The 20,626-nt window shown below is 66.6% G+C and carries 19 protein-coding genes; 17 read left to right on the plus strand and 2 right to left on the minus strand.

Translation table 11 applies throughout. From position 1 onward, the window contains the following. Window positions 1-65 precede the first annotated feature (65 nt). The 12 genes from G154_RS18650 (at window position 66) to G154_RS18705 (ending at window position 11,762) form a co-directional block, all read left to right on the plus strand. A complete protein-coding gene (locus tag G154_RS18650; RefSeq protein ID WP_234713092.1) occupies window positions 66-839 on the plus strand; it encodes a metalloregulator ArsR/SmtB family transcription factor in 774 nt (257 codons plus the stop codon). Further along, the gene (gene sufB / locus G154_RS18655) at window positions 836-2,266 is read left to right on the plus strand and encodes a Fe-S cluster assembly protein SufB (protein ID WP_019513126.1); all 1,431 of its coding nucleotides are present in this window, start codon (window positions 836-838) and stop codon (window positions 2,264-2,266) included. Before G154_RS18650 ends, sufB begins: the two co-directional genes overlap by 4 nt. 50 nt (window positions 2,267-2,316) lie before the next feature. Further along, window positions 2,317-3,468: a Fe-S cluster assembly protein SufD gene (gene sufD / locus G154_RS18660; RefSeq protein ID WP_192817337.1), complete on the plus strand. Its 1,152-nt coding sequence runs from the start codon at window positions 2,317-2,319 to the stop codon at window positions 3,466-3,468. Then, window positions 3,465-4,232, plus strand: a complete 768-nt coding sequence (gene sufC / locus G154_RS18665) for a Fe-S cluster assembly ATPase SufC (protein ID WP_019513128.1) — start codon at window positions 3,465-3,467, stop codon at window positions 4,230-4,232. The genes sufD and sufC overlap by 4 nt, the downstream gene beginning before the upstream one ends. A 30-nt stretch (window positions 4,233-4,262) precedes the next feature. Next, entirely contained in the window at window positions 4,263-5,528 is a 1,266-nt protein-coding gene (locus tag G154_RS18670) for a cysteine desulfurase (protein ID WP_019513129.1), read from the plus strand. Continuing rightward, on the plus strand, window positions 5,525-5,986 hold the full coding sequence (gene sufU / locus G154_RS18675; RefSeq protein WP_023985725.1) for a Fe-S cluster assembly sulfur transfer protein SufU: 462 nt from the start codon (window positions 5,525-5,527) through the stop codon (window positions 5,984-5,986). Before G154_RS18670 ends, sufU begins: the two co-directional genes overlap by 4 nt. Then, a complete protein-coding gene (locus G154_RS18680; protein WP_019513131.1) occupies window positions 5,983-6,330 on the plus strand; it encodes a metal-sulfur cluster assembly factor in 348 nt (115 codons plus the stop codon). Before sufU ends, G154_RS18680 begins: the two co-directional genes overlap by 4 nt. Window positions 6,331-6,783: 453 nt before the next feature. Further along, window positions 6,784-8,520, plus strand: a complete 1,737-nt coding sequence (locus G154_RS27180; RefSeq protein WP_234713091.1) for a family 16 glycosylhydrolase — start codon at window positions 6,784-6,786, stop codon at window positions 8,518-8,520. Between the two features lie 67 nt (window positions 8,521-8,587). Beyond that, the gene (gene trxA / locus G154_RS18690) at window positions 8,588-8,941 is read left to right on the plus strand and encodes a thioredoxin (RefSeq protein ID WP_019513133.1); all 354 of its coding nucleotides are present in this window, start codon (window positions 8,588-8,590) and stop codon (window positions 8,939-8,941) included. Window positions 8,942-8,987: 46 nt separating this feature from the next. Beyond that, a complete protein-coding gene (locus G154_RS18695) occupies window positions 8,988-9,818 on the plus strand; it encodes an enoyl-CoA hydratase (protein ID WP_031601475.1) in 831 nt (276 codons plus the stop codon). 24 nt (window positions 9,819-9,842) lie between these two features. Then, window positions 9,843-11,471, plus strand: coding sequence for an ABC-F family ATP-binding cassette domain-containing protein (locus G154_RS18700; protein WP_019513135.1), 1,629 nt, complete (start codon window positions 9,843-9,845; stop codon window positions 11,469-11,471). 99 nt (window positions 11,472-11,570) lie between these two features. Beyond that, window positions 11,571-11,762 (plus strand): helix-turn-helix domain-containing protein, encoded by a 192-nt coding sequence (locus G154_RS18705; protein ID WP_023985727.1) that lies wholly within the window; start codon window positions 11,571-11,573, stop codon window positions 11,760-11,762. A 15-nt stretch (window positions 11,763-11,777) separates the two neighbouring features. On the opposite strand, the gene G154_RS18710 is transcribed toward G154_RS18705, so the two are convergent. Next, window positions 11,778-12,344 carry a TetR/AcrR family transcriptional regulator gene (locus G154_RS18710; protein WP_019513137.1) on the minus strand — a complete coding sequence of 189 codons (567 nt, stop codon included), beginning with the start codon at window positions 12,342-12,344 and terminating at the stop codon, window positions 11,778-11,780. A 29-nt stretch (window positions 12,345-12,373) separates the two neighbouring features. Further along, window positions 12,374-15,196, minus strand: coding sequence for an aconitate hydratase AcnA (gene acnA / locus G154_RS18715; RefSeq protein ID WP_019513138.1), 2,823 nt, complete (start codon window positions 15,194-15,196; stop codon window positions 12,374-12,376). A gap of 209 nt (window positions 15,197-15,405) precedes the next feature. On the opposite strand from acnA, the gene G154_RS18720 reads away from it, so the two are divergent. The 5 genes from G154_RS18720 to G154_RS18740 all read left to right on the plus strand — a co-directional run bounded on the left by G154_RS18720 (window position 15,406) and on the right by G154_RS18740 (window position 20,565). Beyond that, a complete protein-coding gene (locus tag G154_RS18720; RefSeq protein ID WP_023985728.1) occupies window positions 15,406-15,939 on the plus strand; it encodes a DUF6676 family protein in 534 nt (177 codons plus the stop codon). Window positions 15,940-16,150: 211 nt separating this feature from the next. Beyond that, window positions 16,151-17,605: an NlpC/P60 family peptidoglycan endopeptidase RipA gene (gene ripA, locus G154_RS18725; protein WP_023985729.1), complete on the plus strand. Its 1,455-nt coding sequence runs from the start codon at window positions 16,151-16,153 to the stop codon at window positions 17,603-17,605. 88 nt (window positions 17,606-17,693) lie between these two features. Next, window positions 17,694-18,344 (plus strand): NlpC/P60 family peptidoglycan endopeptidase RipB, encoded by a 651-nt coding sequence (gene ripB / locus G154_RS18730; RefSeq protein WP_045546531.1) that lies wholly within the window; start codon window positions 17,694-17,696, stop codon window positions 18,342-18,344. A gap of 137 nt (window positions 18,345-18,481) precedes the next feature. Continuing rightward, window positions 18,482-19,618 carry a MoxR family ATPase gene (locus G154_RS18735; protein WP_019513142.1) on the plus strand — a complete coding sequence of 379 codons (1,137 nt, stop codon included), beginning with the start codon at window positions 18,482-18,484 and terminating at the stop codon, window positions 19,616-19,618. Continuing rightward, window positions 19,615-20,565 carry a DUF58 domain-containing protein gene (locus G154_RS18740; RefSeq protein WP_019513143.1) on the plus strand — a complete coding sequence of 317 codons (951 nt, stop codon included), beginning with the start codon at window positions 19,615-19,617 and terminating at the stop codon, window positions 20,563-20,565. Before G154_RS18735 ends, G154_RS18740 begins: the two co-directional genes overlap by 4 nt. Window positions 20,566-20,626: the final 61 nt, after the last annotated feature.

A 20,626-nucleotide genomic window follows, 5' to 3' on the forward strand; every position in this document is an offset into this window, starting at 1 on the left:
AGCGGCCCGTCCGGGTAAGGGTTACCTTGGTGGAACCGCTGATCGAATTCCGTCACAATGGTGTTGTGAAATTACGTCCGGAGACTTCCGTCGCCACTGGCGGCGCGCTGTCTTCGGTCTCCACCGATGGGCATACCCGCGGAGCCATCGTCCAGCTGCTGCTCGAAGGGCCGGTCACCGCGGGGGATATCGGATCTCGGCTGGGCATCTCGGCGGCCGGCATCCGTCGGCACCTCGACGCGCTCATCGAGGCCGGTGACGCCGAGGCCAGTGCCCCGGCGGCCTGGCAGCACAACGGTCGAGGCAGGCCCGCCAAGCGGTATCGGCTCACCGCCGCGGGTCGCGGAAAGCTCACCCACGCCTACGACGACCTCGCCGCGGCGGCCATGCGCCAGCTACGGGAGATCGGTGGCGACGACGCCGTGCGCGCGTTCGCGCGCCGCCGGATCGACGATCTGCTGGCCGGGATCGACGATGCCGTCGTGACCGGTGATGTCGAGCAGACTGCCAACGAGGTCGCCGCGGCGCTGACCGAGGCGGGTTACGCGACGTCCACGGCGCCGGTGGCCGGGCCGCTGCCCGGCGTACAGCTCTGCCAGCATCACTGCCCGGTATCGCATGTCGCGGAGGAGTTTCCGGAGCTGTGTGAGGCCGAGCAAGAGGCCTTTGCGGAGATCCTCGGCACCCATGTCCAGCGGCTGGCCACCATCAGCAACGGTGACTTCGCCTGCACCACGCACGTTCCACTGAGCTCGACTCCGGCCGCCGCCGGCGAGCCCACCGATGATCGGCACGCAGCCCGCGCCGATTCCACCACCACACAAGGAGTGTCGCGATGACCCTCACCCCCGAGACACCATTGACCCAGGAGGAAACCATTGCCTCCCTGGGCAATTACGGTTACGGCTGGTCGGATTCCGACGTCGCCGGCGCCAGTGCCCAGCGCGGTCTGTCCGAGGCGGTGGTCCGCGACATCTCGGCCAAGAAGAACGAGCCGGAATGGATGCTCGACATCCGGTTGAAGGCGCTGCGCACCTTCGACAAGAAGCCGATGCCCAACTGGGGATCCGATCTGGACGGCATCTACTTCGACAACATCAAGTACTTCGTGCGCTCCAGTGAGAAGCAGGCCGCCACCTGGGACGACCTGCCCGCCGATATCAAGAACACCTACGACAAGCTGGGCATCCCGGAGGCGGAGAAGCAACGGTTGGTCTCCGGTGTCGCGGCCCAGTACGAGTCCGAGGTCGTCTACCACTCGATCCGTGAGGATCTGGAGGCGCAGGGCGTCATCTTCCTGGACACCGACTCGGGTCTGCGTGAGCACCCGGAACTGTTCAGGAAGTACTTCGGCACCGTGATCCCGGCCGGGGACAACAAATTCTCCGCGCTCAACACCGCGGTGTGGTCGGGTGGGTCGTTCATCTACGTCCCGCCGGGCGTGCACGTCGACATCCCGCTGCAGGCCTACTTCCGGATCAACACCGAGAACATGGGTCAGTTCGAGCGCACCCTCATCATCGCCGACGAGGGCTCGTACGTGCACTACGTCGAGGGCTGCACGGCACCGATCTACAAGTCCGACTCGCTGCACTCGGCGGTCGTCGAGATCGTGGTCAAGCCCGGTGCCCGGGTGCGCTACACGACCATCCAGAACTGGTCGAACAACGTCTACAACCTGGTCACCAAACGGGCCCGTGCCGAGGCCGGCGCCACCATGGAGTGGGTCGACGGCAACATCGGGTCGAAGGTGACGATGAAGTACCCGGCCGTGTGGATGACCGGTGAGTACGCCAAGGGCGAGGTGCTCTCGGTGGCGTTCGCCGGTGAGGGCCAGCACCAGGACACCGGCGCCAAGATGCTGCACCTGGCTCCGCACACGTCGAGCAACATCGTGTCCAAGTCGGTGGCGCGCGGCGGTGGCCGTGCCTCCTACCGTGGACTGGTTCAGGTCAACAAGGGTGCCCACGGCTCGAAGTCGAGCGTGAAATGCGATGCGCTGCTGGTCGACACGATCAGCCGCAGCGATACCTACCCCTACGTCGACATCCGCGAGGACGACGTCACGATGGGCCATGAGGCCACCGTGTCGAAGGTCAGCGAGGATCAGATGTTCTACCTGATGAGCCGCGGCATGACCGAGGACGAGGCGATGGCCATGGTGGTGCGTGGCTTCGTCGAGCCCATCGCCAAGGAACTCCCGATGGAGTACGCGCTGGAACTCAACCGGCTCATCGAACTCCAGATGGAAGGCGCGGTCGGCTAGTGAGTGAACTGACTACCGCGGTCGAAGGTGGCCGCAAAACCGGTTCGGCTCTGAACGCCAACAAGGGCGAGCAGTTCTCCTCGTTCGACGTCGATGCGTTCGAGGTGCCCGGTGGCCGTGACGAGCTGTGGCGGTTCACCCCGCTCAAGCGTCTGCGCGGCCTGCACGACGGTTCGGCGCAGGCGACGGGTTCGGCACTGGTCGAGGTGACCGAGCGCCCCGGCGTGACGGTCGAGTCCGTGCCGCGCGACGACGTGCGTCTCGGCCAGGCCGGTGTGCCCTCCGATCGCGTTGCGGCCCAGGCGTACTCGTCGTTCGGCAATGCCACCGTGGTGACCGTGGCCCGCGACACCGAGGTCGCCGAGCCCATCGAGATCGTCGTCACCGGTCCCGGTGAGGGCAATGTCGCCTACGGGCACCTGCAGATCCGGGTGGAAGAGCTGTCCCGGGCGACCGTGGTGGTCGACCTGCGCGGCAGCGGCACGTACGCCGACAACGTCGAGATCATCGTCGGTGACTCGGCCCGACTCGGCGTCATCTGGATCGCCGACTGGGCCGACGACATGGTGCACGTCAGCTCGCATCATGCCCGGATCGGCAAGGATGCGGTGCTCGGCCACGTCAACGTCACCCTCGGTGGCGATGTGGTGCGGACCACGGCCACCGTGCGGTTCACCGCTCAGGGCGGCGAAGCCCAGTTGCTCGGCACCTACTTCGCCGACGACGGTCAGCACTTCGAGTCGCGGTTGCTCGTCGACCACGCGGTACCGAACTGCAAGTCCGACGTGCTGTACAAGGGTGCGCTGCAAGGCGATCCGGCCTCCGACAAGCCGGATGCGCACACCGTGTGGATCGGCGACGTGCTGATCCGCGCCGCGGCCACCGGCACCGAGACCTACGAGGCGAACCGCAACCTGGTGCTCACCGACGGCGCCCGTGCCGATTCGGTGCCCAACCTGGAGATCGAGACCGGTGAGATCGCCGGTGCCGGACACGCCAGTGCCACCGGCCGTTTCGATGACGAGCAGCTGTTCTATCTGCGTGCCCGGGGTATTCCCGAGGAAGCGGCCCGCCGTCTGGTGGTCCGCGGCTTCTTCGGCGAGATCATCGCCAAGATCGCGGTGCCCGCCGTGCGCGAACGCCTGACCGAAGCCATCGAACGAGAACTAGCCATCACGGAATCGAAAGCAGCCCAAGAATGACCACGCTCGAAGTCAAGGACCTCAACGTCTCCGTCGCCAATCCTGAAGGCGGGGACGACATCCCCATCCTCAAGGGGGTGAACCTGACCGTGCGGTCGGGGGAGACCCACGCGGTGATGGGTCCCAACGGATCCGGTAAGTCCACGCTGTCCTACGCGATCGCCGGCCATCCCAAGTACAAGGTGACCTCCGGTGCGATCACCCTCGACGGTGCCGATGTGCTCGAGATGAGTGTCGACGAGCGGGCCCGCGCCGGACTTTTCCTGGCCATGCAGTACCCGGTCGAGGTGCCCGGTGTGTCGATGTCGAACTTCCTGCGGACCGCGGCGACCGCGGTGCGCGGCGAGGCACCGAAGCTGCGGCACTGGGTCAAGGAGGTCAAGGGCGCGATGACCGACCTGGACATCGATCCCACCTTCAGCGAGCGCAGCGTCAACGAGGGTTTTTCCGGCGGTGAGAAGAAGCGCCACGAGATCCTGCAGCTGTCGCTGCTCAAGCCGAAGATCGCCATCCTCGACGAGACCGACTCCGGGCTCGACGTGGACGCGCTGCGCATCGTCAGCGAGGGCGTCAACCGTTATGCCGAGGCGGAGAACGGTGGCCTGCTGCTGATCACGCACTACACCCGGATCCTGCGTTATATCCGTCCGCAGTTCGTGCACGTGTTCTACGACGGCCGGATCATCGAGTCCGGAGGCCCGGAACTGGCCGACGAGCTCGAAGAGAACGGTTACGAGCGATTCACCCAGGCAGCGGCAACCTAGTCACATCCACCGCGTAGGAGGAGCCCGACCATGACAACGACATCCGTCGACCGCGCACTGGATCTGGAGGGGATCACCCGTATCCGGGCCGACTTCCCCATCCTGAGCCGGGTGATGCGCGGCGGGTGTCAGCTGGCCTATCTGGACTCCGGTGCGACCTCGCAGAAGCCGCTGCAGGTACTCGATGCCGAACGCACCTTCCTGACCACCTCCAACGGCGCGGTGCACCGCGGTGCCCATCAGCTGATGGAGGAGTCGACCGATGCCTACGAGCAGGGTCGAGCCGATATCGCGGCGTTCGTCGGTGCCGATGACGATGAGCTGGTGTTCACCAAGAACGCCACCGAGGCCATCAACCTGGTCGCCTACACGTTGGGGGACCGGCGCTTCGCGAACGCGGTCGGGCCCGGTGACGTCATCGTCACCACCGAGCTCGAGCACCACGCCAACCTGATCCCCTGGCAGGAACTGGCGGCGCGCACCGGGGCAACGCTGAAGTGGTACGCCATCACCGCGGACGGTCGGATCGATCTGGACAGCCTCCAGCTCGACGAGCGGGTGAAAGTGGTTGCCTTCACCCATCACTCGAACGTCACCGGCGCGGTGGCTCCGGTCGCCGAATTGGTGGCACGGGCCAAGGCGGTGGGTGCGCTGACCGTGCTGGATGCGTGCCAGTCGGTTCCGCATCAGCCGGTGGACTTCCACGCCCTCGACGTGGATTTCGCGGCGTTCTCCGGGCACAAGATGTTGGGCCCCACCGGGATCGGCGCCCTGTACGGCAGACGCGAGCTGTTGAACCAGCTGCCGCCGTTCCTGACCGGCGGTTCGATGATCGAAACCGTCACCATGGAGAAGGCCACCTACGCCGCGGCGCCACAGCGATTCGAGGCGGGCACGCCGATGACGTCGCAGGTTGTCGGATTGGCTGCGGCGGCGCGGTATCTGACGGCGATCGGCATGGCGAACGTGCAGGCGCACGAGAACGAGTTGGTCGCCGCTGCGCTGGCCGGCCTGGCCACCGTGCCGGGTGTGCGCATCATCGGCCCCACGGGTACCGAACACCGCGGATCGCCGGTCAGCTTCGTCGTCGAGGGTATCCACGCCCACGATGTCGGCCAGGTGCTCGACGACGAAGGGGTCGCCGTGCGGGTAGGCCATCACTGCGCGGCCCCGCTGCACCGTCGGTTCGGTATCAGCGCCACCGCGCGCGCCTCGTTCGCGGTGTACAACACGCTCGACGAGGTGGACCGGCTGGTGGCCGGTGTGAAGCGGGCGGTGGAGTTCTTCGCCCGATGAGAATGGAACAGATGTACCAGGAAGTGATCCTGGACCATTACAAGCACCCGCATCACCGTGGGCTGCGGGAGCCGTTCGGTGCCGAGGTGCACCACGTCAACCCCACCTGCGGTGACGAGGTGACCCTGCGGGTGCAGCTCTCGGCCGATTCGGACACGGTGCTCGACGTGTCCTATGACGGCCAGGGCTGCTCGATCAGCCAGGCCGCCACCTCGGTACTCACCGATCAGGTGATCGGCCAGACCGTCGGGGATGCCCTCAAGACGGTCGCGGCGTTCACCGAGATGATCTCCTCGCGCGGGAACATCTCCGGTGATGAGGACGTGATCGGCGACGGTATCGCCTTCGCCGGTGTGGCCAAGTATCCGGCACGGGTGAAGTGCGCGCTGCTGGGGTGGACCGCTTTCAAAGCTGCGCTGGCCGAGGCCAGCCATGAGGACGTTGAGGACAAGCGATGAGTGAACCCAAGGCCGGCAACGACGAGTTTCTCGCCGATCTGGAAGAGGCGATGCGTGACGTGGTCGATCCCGAACTGGGGATCAACGTCGTCGACCTCGGACTGGTGTACGGCCTGAACGTGGAAGATGGTGAGGCCGGCACCGTCGCCCTGATCGATATGACGCTGACGTCGGCGGCGTGTCCGCTGACCGACGTCATCGAGGATCAGTCCCGTAACGCGTTGGTGGGTCCCGGCTTGGTCGACGAGATCAAGATCAACTGGGTGTGGAATCCGCCGTGGGGTCCGGACAAGATCACCGACGACGGCCGCGAGCAGTTGCGCGCGCTCGGCTTCACCGTCTGACCCGGTGTACGCGAGGTCGGCGCGAGTCGACCAGCAAACAGTCGGAACGGTACGACCGCACCAGTTTTGTCGCCGAAACAGCACGACCATCCCGACGGGTGTCCTCGGTCGTCGTTAACTGAACTCCGTGCCGGCGACGAGAAGTTCGGTGTCACGGGCCAATTCGGGCCCGCGGTGCCGCAATGTCGCTCCCGCATTCCGCCATATGGCCGTCTCGTGTCGGTTATTGTTCGGCATGCGACGGTCCGCCGCCGCAGGCACGTTCAAACATTTGGTGGCAAAACGAGTTTCAGTGCGGCGACCGTCGTTTCGGGTTCGGCGCACTGGTAGCGGTCTGCTGTGTGACGATTTGATTTTGTGCTGGGCACTATCGGCGGATGGTGGTATGCCGCCGCGGTGCCCGCCGATGTCACGCCCTCCCGCCTTTACGTTCGGTGAAGGAGGACAGCGGCTATGCCCACGACTGATGAGGTCCGCAAGCGGTGTGAGCGGCGGCTATGGCTCGGAGCGGGGATGATGACCGCCGGTCTGGCCGCCGCCATCGCCTCCGGGCAGGGGATGGCCGCCGCGACGGCCGACGAAGGATCGACCGCCAGCAGTGCCAGTGCCGGTAGCTCGGCCGGTGACTCGTCCGCGCCGGGCACGTCGGCGACGACTGACGCCGGACGTGACTCGTCTCAGTCCGAGTCCGTCTCGGCCGGTGTGGTGTCGGGCGATACGGACTCGGATGCGGACTCGACAGAGCCGACCGGAACCCGCGGGCAGCGTGTTCCGTCACGGCTGAGCGAGACCACCCGATCCGCGGCGCGGCACGAGGCGTCCACCCGCGGCGACGAGTCCGACACCATGGCGGAGTTCGGCCGACCGCGGACCGTCGCGGTCGCCGATATCGACGTCGAGGCCGGGTCCGAGGCCGAGTCGCAGACAGCGGCTCCGGTGACAGACACAGTGGCCGAACCTGATGCGGTGATTGTCGAGGAGTGGCCGGACAAACCCTACGACCGGCGCAGGTCGGAGTCCGACATCCGTCGTGGGCAGACCGGTCGCGACGACGGCCATGCCGCCGGCCGTCCCGCCGTCGACGAACAGAGCGACCGGTCCCCGTCGACCGACGAGGATCAGGGTTCATCGGAACCAGCTGTTGCGCAGAGCAGTTCGATCAAGGTGGCCACCTCGGCCGCGGCGGCCGAACCCGCCGCACTCGGTAGCGTGGTGCACGAGATGATGGCACGCCTGGGCCTCACTCCGGTGATGCAGGTGCTCGACCATATCCGTACCGAGATCACGGCGATGATCCAGCACGCGTGGTCGCAGGTCCGCACGCTCTTCCTCGGGCCGTCGGCCAACCCGGTGGTGGTGCCCCCCGACACCGCGCCGGGCAATCCCTCGGCAGGCACCTCCGATCCGGTGTTGTTGTGGGAGACGAATTTCACCTCGTTGGCCGAGGCGATGCAGTCGTGGTCGCTGCAGAGCGGCCGGTGGGGCCAGTCGGCCGGTGAGAACCAGTACTACACACCGGATTTCTCCAATGTCACCGTCGACGAGAACGGCTACCTGGTGATCAGTGTGCGCCGCGAGGCCACCCCGGACAATGCGGCCGCCCCGCACGATTACACGTCGGCGCGGGTGGTGTCCTACGGAAACCAGTCCGTCATGCCCAACAGCAGGATCGTGGCCCGCATCCAGATGCCGTATGCCGAGGGTCTGCTGCCTGCTTTCTGGATGGTCGGTCTGGAACCCGGTCACGAGTTCGACTGGCCGCGTCAAGGTGAGGTCGACATCGCGGAGTATCCCGGGTTCGGCTCCGCCGACGGCAGGACGCAGTGGACGGGCAACATCCACGGACCCGCGGCCGGCGACAACACCGTCGACGTCAAACTGCACGATGTGGGCGCCGATATCGGCACCGACCTGTCCGCGGGGTTCCACGAGTACGGCATCGACTGGTACGCCGACCGCATCGTCTGGCATGTCGACGGTGTGCAGACCGGTCAGGTGACCAAGGCCGAGTACGAGGCGATGGGCGGTGACTGGACGCCGTTCTCCGGCGCCTGGCCGCACTACCTGATCCTGAACGTGGCGGTGGGTAATCCGTGGACCGGTGACCCCGATCCGACGGCGGCCTTCCCCGAACAGCAGATGAAGGTGGATTGGGTGCGCGTCTACTCACTCGACGCGGTCGCAACCTGATGGCGGGCGGGACATACTGGGAATTGGCACCGGGAATTGGGATCGCCGCCCCGACGTTAGGAAAAGTGTGAGTACAAAGGACATCACCGCAGCCGAATTCAAGTCGGTCATCGATGACAACGAGATCGTCATCGTCGACTTCTGGGCGACCTGGTGCGGTCCGTGTCGCGCCTTCGCCCCGACGTTCGGAGCGTCGGCGGACAAGCACCCCGATATCGTGCACGCCAAGGTGGACACCGAGGCTGAGCCCGAGTTGGCGCAGGCCGCCGAGATCCAGGCCATCCCGACCCTGATGGCCTTCAAGAAGGGACACCAGGTGTTTCGCCAGTCCGGCGCGCTCGGTCCCGCTCAGCTCGAGGAGCTGATCACCAAGATCAAGGAGTTCGACGTCGACGCGGCCATCGCGTCGCAACAGAACTGACGGTCGATCGTCGACTGCGCCATCGGGCGGGCCGTGCCGCGATAACGTGCACGGCGTGACTGAGCACAGTGAATTCGTAAAGGTCTCCCAGCCGGCACCCGGCGTGGCGTTGGTCACGTTGAACAGGCCCGAGCGGATGAACTCGATGGCGTTCGACGTCATGGTGCCGCTGCGCGCCGTGCTGGCCGATCTGCACCATGACAATTCGGTCCGGGTGGTCGTGCTGACCGGCGCCGGCCGGGGATTCTCCTCCGGCGCCGACCACAAGTCCGCCGGCTCCGTGCCCCATGTCGAGGGCCTCACCAGGCCGGCGTTCGCGCTGCGGTCCATGGAGGTCCTCGACGGGGTTATCCTGGCCTTGCGCCGGCTGCATCAGCCCGTGATCGCCGCGGTCAACGGTGCGGCCATCGGCGGAGGCCTGTGCCTGGCGCTGGCCTGCGATATCCGAATCGCCGCGGGTGGGGCGTATTTTCGGGCGGCGGGTATCAACAACGGGCTGACGGCCAGCGAGCTGGGATTGTCGTATCTGCTGCCGCGCGCCATCGGGGCGTCGCGGGCCTTCGAGATCATGCTCACCGGTCGCGATGTCGACGCGGCCGAGGCCGAACGGATCGGGTTGGTGTCCAGTGTGGTCCCCGATGACGAGCTGTTGGCACGCTGCTTCGAGACCGCGCAGCGGATCGCCGCATTCTCCCGGCCGGGAATCGAGTTGACCAAGCGCACGCTGTGGAGTGGACTGGACGCCGGTAGCTTGGAAGGCCATATGCAGGCCGAGGGGCTGGGGCAGCTGTATGTGCGGCTGCTCACCGCCAACTTTGAAGAAGCGGTCGCGGCGCGCAAAGATAAGCGGTCGGCCGTATTCACCGACGACAGATGACGACAACCCGAGGAGAGCAGCAGCGTGATCACCGCAACGGACCTGGAGGTCCGCGCCGGGGCGCGCACTCTGCTGTCGATCGAGGGTTCCGCGCTGCGCATCCAGCCCGGCGACCGGATCGGCCTGGTGGGGCGCAACGGCGCAGGTAAGACCACCACGATGCGCATCCTGGCCGGTGAGGGTGAGCCCTATGCGGGCAAGATCGAGCGCATCGGCGAGATCGGCTATCTGCCGCAGGACCCCAGGGAGGGCGACCTCGACGTGCTGGCGCGCGACCGGGTGTTGTCCGCGCGCGGCCTGGACACCCTGCTGTCGGATCTGGAGAAGCAGCAGGTGCTGATGGCGGAGGTCGCCGACGACGCGGCCAGGGACAAGGCGGTACGCCGGTACGGCCAACTGGAGGAGCGGTTCGCCGCCCTCGGCGGCTACGCGGCCGAGAGCGAAGCCGGCCGCATCTGCGCCAGCCTGGGCCTGCCCGACCGGGTGCTCACCCAGCCGCTGCGCACCCTCTCCGGCGGTCAGCGCCGCCGTGTCGAGCTGGCCAGGATCCTGTTCGCCGCGAGTGACACAGGCTCGGGATCGGCCACGACACTGCTGCTCGACGAGCCCACCAACCACCTCGACGCGGACTCGATCGGCTGGCTGCGCTCGTTCCTGCAGAACCACACGGGCGGTCTGGTGGTCATCAGTCACGATGTCGAGCTGTTGGCCGATGTGGTCAACCGGGTGTGGTTCCTCGACGCCGTCCGCGGCGAGGCCGATGTCTACAACATGGGTTGGCAGCGTTATCTCGATGCGCGCGCCACCGACGAACAGCGGCGCCGACGCGAACGTGCCAATGCCGAGAAGAAGGCGGGCGCGCTGCGGGCGCAGGCGGCGAAGATGGGCGCCAAGGCCACCAAAGCCGTTGCCGCGCAGAACATGCTGCGTCGCGCCGAGCGGATGATGGCCGAGCTCGATGACGAGCGGGTGGCCGACAAGGTGGCGCGTATCAAGTTTCCGGTACCTGCACCGTGCGGTAAAACGCCCTTGGTGGTGAAGGGTCTGACCAAGACCTACGGTTCGCTGGAAGTGTTCACCGGCGTCGATCTGGCCATCGACCGGGGCTCCCGCGTGGTGGTGTTGGGCCTCAACGGCGCGGGCAAGACGACGTTGCTGCGATTGCTGGCCGGTACCGAAACTCCTGATGCCGGTGGGCTTGTCCCCGGCCATGGCCTCAAGATCGGCTACTTCGCGCAGGAACACGACACACTCGACAACGCCGCGACCGTCTGGGAGAACATCCGGCACGCCGCACCGGACACCGGAGAGCAGGAACTACGAGGTCTGTTGGGCGCCTTCATGTTCACCGGGCCGCAGCTCGATCAGCCTGCCGGCACCCTGTCCGGCGGTGAGAAGACGCGGCTGGCGTTGGCCGGTCTGGTGGCCTCCACGGCCAATGTGCTGCTGCTCGACGAGCCGACCAACAACCTCGATCCGGCTTCCCGCGAACAGGTTCTCGACGCGTTGCGCAGTTATCAGGGCGCGGTGGTGCTGGTGACGCACGATCCCGGCGCGGCCGAAGCCCTGGACCCGCAGCGGGTGGTACTGCTGCCGGATGGCACCGAGGACTTCTGGTCGACCGAATACCGGGACCTCATCGAGCTGGCATAGGGCCTTCTGCAAGGCTTTTCGTCAATTCACCCCCGCATGCGTTTTACCGGTTCCTAGTCTGGGTACTCGCGCACACGGATCGGGAGTGGGGAGAAATCGATGACTGAATCCGACAAGTCCCGTGAGCAGGTGCTGTCCGACTTGCGCAGCGCCTACGAGCGCGGCGCGAGTATCCGCTCGCTGGTGGCCCAGACCGGCCGGTCCTACGGATCCGTGCACAGCATGCTGCGCGAGTCGGGCACGCGGATGCGCAGCCGGGGCGGACCAAACCATCGCAGGCGCGCCAGCTGACCCCTCGGCGATCCCTCAGCCGGGCTGGCGCACCGACTCCTCGACGAGGTCGAGCACCGCGCTGAGGTTCTCGGTGTCCTCGCCGGAGGCCAGTCGGGCGACCAGACCATCGAGCACGAGGTCCAGATAGGTCTGCAGCACCGCCCCGGGCACATCATCGCGCAGGCGGCCGGCCTGTTTCTGCTTGCGCAGCCGTTCCGTGGTGGCCGCCGACAACTCGGCCGACCGCTCCGCCCAGCCCTGATGGAAGGCCGGGTCGTTGCGCAGCTTGCGCGCGATCTCCAGACGCGTCACCAACCAGTCGAACTGATCCGGCGCGGCCAACAGGTCACGCATCACCTGGATCAGACCCTCGCGCGCGGCCACATCGGCCATCCGCTCGGCATCCTCGCGGGCCAGTTCGAAGAACAGGGTGTCCTTGTCCTTGAAGTGGTGGAAGATGGCGCCGCGCGACAGCCCGATGGTGTGTTCGAGCCGCCGCACGGTCGCCTTCTCGTAGCCGTACTCGGCGAAACAACGCCGAGCGCCGTCGAGGATCTGGCGACGACGCGCCGCCAGATGGTCGTCGGTTACCCGTGGCACGGGTGATTCCCGCTACTTCTTCCGATCTCCTAGTTCGCCTTGAGCATGTTGCGCAGCACGTACTGCAGGATGCCGCCGTTGCGGTAGTAGTCGGCCTCACCGGGGGTGTCGATACGCACCACCGCGTCGAATTCAACCGTCTGCCCATTTTCTTTGGTGGCGGTGACATGCACGGTCTTCGGCGTCTTGCCCTCGTTCAGCTCGGTGATGCCCGCGATGTCGAAGGTCTCGGTGCCGTCCAGCTTCAAGCTGGCCGCCGATTCTCCGGCCGGGAACTGCAGCGGGATGACGCCCATACCGATCAGGTTGGACCGGTGGATGCGCTCGAAGGATTCGGTGATGACGGCACGCACTCCGAGCAGTGAGGTGCCCTTGGCCGCCCAGTCACGGGACGAACCCGAACCGTATTCCTTGCCGCCCAGCACGACCAGCGGGATACCGGCCTTCTGGTAGTTCACCGAGGCGTCGTAGATGAACGCCTGCGGACCGCCATCTTGGGTGAAGTCGCGGGTGTAACCGCCCGAGACGTCATCGAGGAGCTGGTTCTTGAGGCGGATGTTGGCGAAGGTGCCGCGGATCATCACCTCGTGGTTGCCGCGTCGCGACCCCAGCGAGTTGTAATCCTTGCGCTCCACGCCGTGGGCGTCGAGGTACTGCGCGGCCGGGGTGCCCGGCTTGATCGCGCCGGCCGGGCTGATGTGATCGGTGGTCACCGAATCACCCAGCAGGGCAAGCACTCTGGCGCCGGAGATATCGCTCACCGGCTCGGGATCTGCCGGCATGCCGTCGAAGTACGGGGCCTTGCGGACATAGGTCGAGGCGTCGTCCCATTCGAAGGTGTTGCCCTCCGGGGTGGGCAGCGAACGCCACCGATCGTCACCCTTGAACACGTCGGCGTAGGACTCGGTGAACATGTCCCGGTTGATCGAGGAGGCGATGGTCTCCTGGATCTCCTGCGACGTCGGCCAGATGTCTTTGAGGAACACGTCGTTGCCGTCGTGATCTTGGCCCAGCGGATCGGTCTCGAAGTCGAAGTCCATGGTGCCCGCGATGCCGTAGGCGATGACCAACGGCGGGGAGGCCAGGTAGTTCATCTTGACGTCGGGGGAGATGCGGCCCTCGAAGTTGCGGTTACCGGACAGCACCGCGGTCACCGACAGGTCGTTGTCGTTGATGGCCGCCGAGATCTCGTCGGGCAGCGGACCGGTGTTGCCGATGCAGGTGGTGCAACCGTAACCGCCCAGGTAGTAGCCCAGCTTCTCCAGGTAGGGCCACAGGCCGGCCTTGTTGTAGTAGTCGGTGACCACCTGGCTGCCGGGCGCCATGTTGGTCTTGACCCACGGCTTGGAGGTCAGGCCCTTCTCGACGGCCTTCTTGGCCAGCAGTGCGGCGCCGATCATGACCGACGGGTTGGAGGTGTTGGTGCACGAGGTGATGCCCGCGACCACGACGGCGCCGTGATCGAGCACGAACTCGCCCCGTTCCTCGGAGCGCACGGTGACCGGCTTGGACGGCCGTCCCTCGGCGCCGTTGGACGCGTTCGGGATGACCGCGCCGTCGTCGGCGAACGACAGCGTCGCCGAATCGCTTGCGGGGAAGGACTCTTCGATCGCCTCGTCGAGCTTGGTCTCCGGCGCGGGGTGGTTCTCCTCCACGTAGTTGTGGATGTCCTTGCGGAACGCGTTCTTGGCATCGGTGAGTTCGATGCGGTCCTGCGGACGCTTCGGGCCGGAGATCGAGGGCACCACGGTGGACAGGTCGAGCTCCATGTACTCGGAGAAGACCGGCTCTTTGTCCGGGTTGTGCCACATGCCCTGTTCCTTGGCGTACGCCTCGACCAGCGCCAGCTGCTCCTCGGTGCGCCCGGTCAGTCGCAGATAGTTGATGGTCTCCTCGTCGATCGGGAACATCGCGGCGGTGGAACCGAACTCGGGGCTCATATTGCCCAGGGTGGCGCGGTTGGCCAGCGGTACCTCGGCGACGCCCTTGCCGTAGAACTCGACGAACTTGCCGACCACGCCGTGCTTGCGCAGCATGTCGGTGACGGTCAGCACCACATCGGTCGCGGTGACGCCCGGCTTGATCTCGCCGGTCAGCTTGAACCCGACGACACGCGGGATCAGCATCGAGACGGGTTGGCCCAGCATGGCGGCTTCGGCCTCGATACCGCCGACGCCCCAACCCAGCACGCCGAGGCCGTTCTCCATCGTGGTGTGGCTGTCGGTGCCCACACAGGTGTCCGGGTAGGCCACACCGTTACGGGTCATCACGACGCGGGCCAGGTACTCGATGTTGACCTGGTGCACGATGCCGGTGCCCGGGGGGACGACCTTGAAGTCGTCGAAGGCGCCCTGACCCCACCGCAGGAACTGATAGCGCTCGCCGTTGCGTTCGTACTCCAGCTCGACATTGCGCTCGAAGGCGCCGGCATTGCCGAAGACGTCGAGGATGACGGAGTGGTCGATGACCATCTCGGCGGGGGACAGCGGGTTTACCTTGTTCGGGTCGCCGCCGAGGGTCGCGACGGCCTCACGCATGGTGGCGAGGTCGACGATGCAGGGGACGCCGGTGAAGTCCTGCATCAGCACGCGGGCGGGGGTGAACTGGATCTCGATGCTCGGCTCTGCCGAGGGATCCCAGTTCGCGATGGCCTCGATGTGTTCTTTGGTGATGTTCGCGCCGTCCTCGGTGCGCAGCAGGTTCTCCGCGAGCACCTTGAGGCTGTAGGGCAGTTTCTCGGTTCCGGGTACTGCGTCGAGACGGTAGATCTCGTAACTGTTGGCCCCGACGGTCAGCGTGTCGCGGGCACCAAAAGAGTTCAAGGATGAATTGGCCGTGTTGTCGTTGCTCACATCAACTCCCGGTTAGATCCTGCCGGCGACGGGCTGTGTCGGCGGCATGCTGACCCTAACAGTACGCTTGTCCTGCAAGGCGGGGAGGGTCGGGTCCAGTCTTGTCCAGTACTCGGCTCGATGCGAGCCCGTCGGGCAGAATTTCTCCCCACACGCCGACCGGTGAGTCGGATGTTCGGGCCCCGGATGCGCGGCGGTACGGTGCGGTGGTGACCGGACCGCACGTTGTGCCACACCTTCCCGCTTACATCCCGCCGGGGATCGACATGAACCTGGTCAAGGATCAGGTGCGCGACGGCGGCGTCAGCGCTCCGGCCGGAGCCGATATCGCCGGTCTGCGCGAGGTGGTCTCGACGGCCAAGGCCGAGGGGATCGACCTCAAGATCGTGGTGATCGACCAGAACCCGCCCATCGATACCCCGTTGCGCGATATCGCCACCGAGGTGGGTCAGGACTTCCCGGGATCGACCGTGCTGGCCATCAGCCCGTTCTATGCGGGTACCTACAGTCAGGAATTCGACAGGGTCACCCTCGAGGCGGGTCAGGACCTCGCGAAAACGGGCGATCCCGTCCAATCTTCGAAGAATTTCGTCACTGAGTTGCAGACCCCGGACTTTCCCTGGACGCCGTTTACCGCAGTACTTGTGCTGGCCGTTGCCGCAGCCGCGGTTTTGACCCGTGTAATGCAGGTTCGTGCCAAGAGGGCCGTTGCTGACACGGCACCTCCTCCGTCGGCGGAGTAAACGCCGCAACCCCTTTCTCGAATTCGAATATCACTATTCGATAACGCCGTTTCCAATTACATTCATGTAATTTGTGACTAAAGTTTCTTTAGGGCGTGATGTGACGTACGGTGCAAACAGTGTTTGGTGTTGCAGCTGTGGTTGATGTGACTGCTGACACTCAGCCGCAGTGCCGTGTAGTCCGCGTTGAGCCCTAGGAGACCTGAGTCCCATGAGACGCACCCCAGGCGCCTCCGCGTCCCGTTTCTACGGACGGATCTGCGCAGTCCCGGTGACCGTCGGCCTGTTGTGCGCCGGCGTTCTGCCCGACGGCCCGATCGCCGCACCGATCGCGATCGCCGATCCGGCCAAACCCGAGGGCATCGCCGCCTTGGTGGCCGCCGTCGCCGACGCCAACCAGAAGCTGCAGGATCTCGGTGCCGCCGTGCAGCTCCAGCAGGAGAGCGTCAACAAGGCGCTGCTCGACGTGCAGAACGCACGCGACAACGCCGCCGCCGCGGCCGCCGAGGTGGAGGCCAGTCGGCGCGGTGTCGACGATGCCAACACCGCCATCGCCGATGCGCAGCGCCGTGTCGACACCTACGCGGTGGCCGCCTACGTCAACGGTCCGTCGGCCTCCTATCTGACCGCCACCGATCCCGAAGCCGCATTGCAGACCGCCGCCGCCGGCCAGGCGCTGGCCGTCAACTCCCAGCAGGTCATGGGCGATCTGCAGAAGGCGCGCACCGAGCAGGTCAACCGCGAGTCCGCGGCCAGGCTGGCCAAACAGAACGCCGACAAGGCCGCCGCCGACGCGCAGTCCAGTCAGGACGCCGCCGTGGCCAGCTTGACCCAGGCGCAGCAGACATTCGGGTCCCAGCAGGGTGAGCTCGACCGGCTGACCGCCGAACGTGCTGCCGCACAAGCGAAGCTGGACGCCGCGCGCCCGCTGGCGGCCCCCTCGGCGCCGGCCGCGACGGCACCGGCCGGACGGGCCCCGGGTACACCCGGTCCGGCCGCGCCCGGCGCCACTGCGGACTGGGATCGGGCCCCCGGCGGAGCCCCGGCCCCGGCGCAGGCCAGCCAGTGGGATCTGACGCTGCCCGCGATTCCCAGCGCCTTCGTCAGCGGTGATCCCATCGCCATCATCAACGCGATCCTGGGCATCATGCAGACATCGGCCCAACTGACCGCCGACATGGGGCGCAACTTCCTGCAGAAGCTCGGCATCCTGCCCACCCCGACCGGTTTCACCAACAACGGGGCCATTCCCCGGGTGAACGGCCAGGCGGCGTCGGAGTACGTCATCAAGCGGGGGATGTCGCAGATCGGTGTGCCGTACTCCTGGGGTGGCGGCAATGCCGCAGGCAAGAGCAACGGTATCGACGGAGGCGCAGGGACAGTCGGTTTCGACTGCTCGGGTCTGGTGCTCTACGCCTTCGCCGGCGTTGGTATCAAGCTGCCGCACTACTCCGGCGCGCAGTACGACATGGGCCGCAAGATCCCGACCTCGCAGATGCGCCGCGGCGACGTCCTGTTCTGGGGTCCCGGCGGCAGTCAGCACGTCGCGATCTACCTGGGCAACAACCAGATGCTCGAAGCCCCCTACACCGGTTCGACCGTCAAGATCTCGCCGGTGCGCACCAGCGGGATGACCCCGTACGCCGTCCGTTACATCGAGTACTAGAAGCACTGACTACGTAGGGAATTCCTTGAACTCCACACGCTTTCGTACATTGACCCGGGTGCTGGCAGCACTGGCGGTGGCCGCCGCGATGGCCATCGGTGCCGCCGCACCCGCCACCGCCGACCCCGGCGAGTGGGACCCGACGCTGCCCGCGCGGCCGAGCTCGGGTGCCCCCGGTGACCCGGTGGCCATCGCCAACGCCTCCTTCCAGGTCAGCAAGATCGCGCTGGAGACCACCCAGAGCCTCGGCTCGAAGTTCCTGCAGTCCATCGGCCTGGCACCAGCGCCGGCCGCGTCGACTGGCGGCCTGCTGCCCGGCGCCCGGGTGCGCGGCCCGCAGGCCATCGAGTACGTCATCCGCCGTGGCGGTTCCCAGATCGGCGTTCCGTACTCGTGGGGTGGGGGCACCCTGACCGGTCCCGGCCCCGGTGTCGACTACGACGACGGCAAGATCGGTTACGACTGCTCGGGCTTCACCCGGTACGCGTTCGCCGGTGTCGGTGTGCAGATCCCCAAGTACTCCGGCGATCAGTACACCTCGGGTGGTCGCGCCGTCTCCCCGTCGCAGGCCAAACGCGGCGACCTGATCTTCTGGGGCCCGGGCGGCAGCCAGCACGTGGCCATCTATCTGGGTGGCGGCAAGATGCTGGAGGCCTCCGGTTCGGCAGGCAAGGTGACCGTCAGCCCGCTGCGCACCGCGGGGATGTCCCCGCACCTGGTTCGCGTCATCGAGTCCTGAGCCCACGGCACGCCGGGCGGGCGACGTCGACGGATTCCGGACTGCCTGGAATAGTTGACGGCGGACGCCCGGCCAGCTCGGCGGTCGCCACCGAAGTCCAGCGAGTTTGTTGCAGATCGACCGTGGGAGGAAGCTAGATGACGTCACCGAGTGGGCCGCCGCAGGGCGCCGGAGGCTATCAAGGCCCGGCCCCGACGCAGGGCTACCCGCCCGGCACGCAGAGTGCACCACCCGCGGGTTCCGGCCTGCAGCAGGAGGTACACACCCTCGAGCGCGCGATCTTCGAGGTCAAGCGCATCATCGTCGGTCAGGACCGCCTCGTGGAGCGCATGCTCGTCGGTCTGCTCGCCAAGGGACACGTGCTGCTGGAGGGCGTGCCCGGTGTGGCCAAGACCCTCGCCGTGGAGACCTTCGCCAAGGTGGTCGGCGGTACCTTCGCCCGCATCCAGTTCACCCCCGACCTGGTGCCCACCGATATCGTCGGTACCCGCATCTACCGGCAGGGCCAGGAAGAGTTCGATATCGAACTCGGTCCGGTGGTGGTGAACTTCCTGCTCGCCGACGAGATCAACCGCGCGCCCGCCAAGGTGCAGTCCGCGCTGCTCGAGGTCATGGCCGAGCGCAAGATCTCCATCGGCGGAAAGACCTTCCCGCTGCCGACGCCGTTCCTGGTGATGGCCACCCAGAACCCGATCGAGCAGGAGGGCGTGTACCAGCTGCCCGAGGCGCAGCGCGACCGCTTCCTGTTCAAACTCAACGTCGACTACCCGTCGCCGGAGGAAGAACGCGAGATCATCTATCGCATGGGCGTCAAACCGCCTGAGCCCAAGCAGATCCTGAACACCGGGGACCTGCTGCGGCTGCAGGAGGTGGCCGCCAACAACTTCGTGCACCACGCGCTGGTCGACTACGTGGTGCGCATCGTCACCGCGACCCGTGAGCCGGAGAAGTTCGGCATGCCCGACGCCAAGGCCTGGATCGCCTACGGTGCCTCGCCGCGCGCCTCGCTGGGCATCATCTCGGCCTCGCGGGCGCTGGCGCTGGTGCGTGGACGCGACTACGTGATCCCCCAGGATGTCGTCGAGGTGATCCCGGATGTGCTGCGGCATCGTCTGGTGCTCACCTATGACGCCCTGGCCGACGAGGTCTCGGCCGAGACCGTGATCAACCGGATCATGCAGACCGTCGGTCTGCCGCAGGTCAATGCCATTCCGCAGCAGGGTAACTCGGCGCCTCCCGGGGTGCCCGCCGCGGCGGCGGCCGGCGGTCGGTGACGGGGACCGGCAGGCGCGCGGTCGACCTGCCCTCGCTCAAGCGCGGCGAGATCCGCGACCCCGCACTGAGTGCGGCGCTGCGCAAACTCGAGCTCACGGTGCGCCGCAAGCTCGACGGTGTCCTGCACGGTGATCATCTCGGTCTGATCCCGGGTCCCGGCTCAGAGCCGGGGGAGTCCCGGATGTATCAGCCCGGCGATGATGTCCGCCGGATGGACTGGTCGGTCACCGCTCGCACCACCCACCCCCACGTGCGGCAGATGATCGCCGACCGCGAGCTGGAAACCTGGTTGGTCGTGGACGTCTCGTCCAGCCTGGACTTCGGCACCACCGGCTGTGAGAAGCGGGATCTCGCGGTCGCCGCGGCGGCGGCCATCACCTTCCTCAACAGCGGGGGTGGCAACCGCATCGGGGCGGTGATCTCCAACGGCGAGACGATGAAACGGGTGCCCGCGCTGTCGGGTCGACTGCACGAGCAGGAGTTGTTGCGCGCCATAGCGACAACGCCGCAGGCGCCGCTGGGTGTGCGCGGTGACCTGGCCGGTGCCATCGACGCGCTGCGCCGCCCGGAGCGCCGGCGGGGGATGGCCGTCATCATCAGTGACTTCCTCGGACCCATCGACTGGATGCGGCCGCTGCGGGCCATCGCGGGCCGCCATGAGGTGCTGGGCATCGAGATCATCGATCCCCGCGATGTCGAGCTACCCGATGTCGGCGATGTAGTCCTGCAGGACACCGAGTCCGGGGTGACCCGCGAATTCACCATCGACGAGAAGCTGCGCGATGATTTCGCGAGGGCCTCGGCCGCTCACCGCGCCGAGGTCGCCCGCACCCTGCGGCGCTGCGATGCGCCGCTGCTCACCTTGCGCACCGACCGGGACTGGATTGCCGACGTGGTGCGCTTCGTCGCGGACCGGCGCCGGGGTGCCATGGCGGGTGGGCGATGAGCGCTTGCGCGAAGAGCAGACAAGCCCCGATGAGCGCTTGCGCGAAGAGCAGACAAGCCCC

The sequence above is a fragment of the Mycobacterium sp. VKM Ac-1816D genome, from assembly GCF_000416385.1.
Classification (GTDB): domain Bacteria; phylum Actinomycetota; class Actinomycetes; order Mycobacteriales; family Mycobacteriaceae; genus Mycobacterium; species Mycobacterium neoaurum_A.

What these genes read in the sequence shown, in the direction of transcription:
- ripB (WP_045546531.1), top strand. Translation starts at nt 17,694, where the DNA reads ATGGCCATCGGTGCCGCCGCACCCGCCACCGCCGACCCCGGCGAGTGG.
- sufU (WP_023985725.1), top strand. Translation starts at nt 5,525, where the DNA reads ATGAGAATGGAACAGATGTACCAGGAAGTGATCCTGGACCATTACAAG.
- sufB (WP_019513126.1), top strand. Translation starts at nt 836, where the DNA reads ATGACCCTCACCCCCGAGACACCATTGACCCAGGAGGAAACCATTGCC.
- G154_RS18705 (WP_023985727.1), top strand. Translation starts at nt 11,571, where the DNA reads ATGACTGAATCCGACAAGTCCCGTGAGCAGGTGCTGTCCGACTTGCGC.
- sufC (WP_019513128.1), top strand. Translation starts at nt 3,465, where the DNA reads ATGACCACGCTCGAAGTCAAGGACCTCAACGTCTCCGTCGCCAATCCT.
- G154_RS27180 (WP_234713091.1), top strand. Translation starts at nt 6,784, where the DNA reads ATGCCCACGACTGATGAGGTCCGCAAGCGGTGTGAGCGGCGGCTATGG.
- G154_RS18680 (WP_019513131.1), top strand. Translation starts at nt 5,983, where the DNA reads ATGAGTGAACCCAAGGCCGGCAACGACGAGTTTCTCGCCGATCTGGAA.
- G154_RS18670 (WP_019513129.1), top strand. Translation starts at nt 4,263, where the DNA reads ATGACAACGACATCCGTCGACCGCGCACTGGATCTGGAGGGGATCACC.
- G154_RS18735 (WP_019513142.1), top strand. Translation starts at nt 18,482, where the DNA reads ATGACGTCACCGAGTGGGCCGCCGCAGGGCGCCGGAGGCTATCAAGGC.
- ripA (WP_023985729.1), top strand. Translation starts at nt 16,151, where the DNA reads ATGAGACGCACCCCAGGCGCCTCCGCGTCCCGTTTCTACGGACGGATC.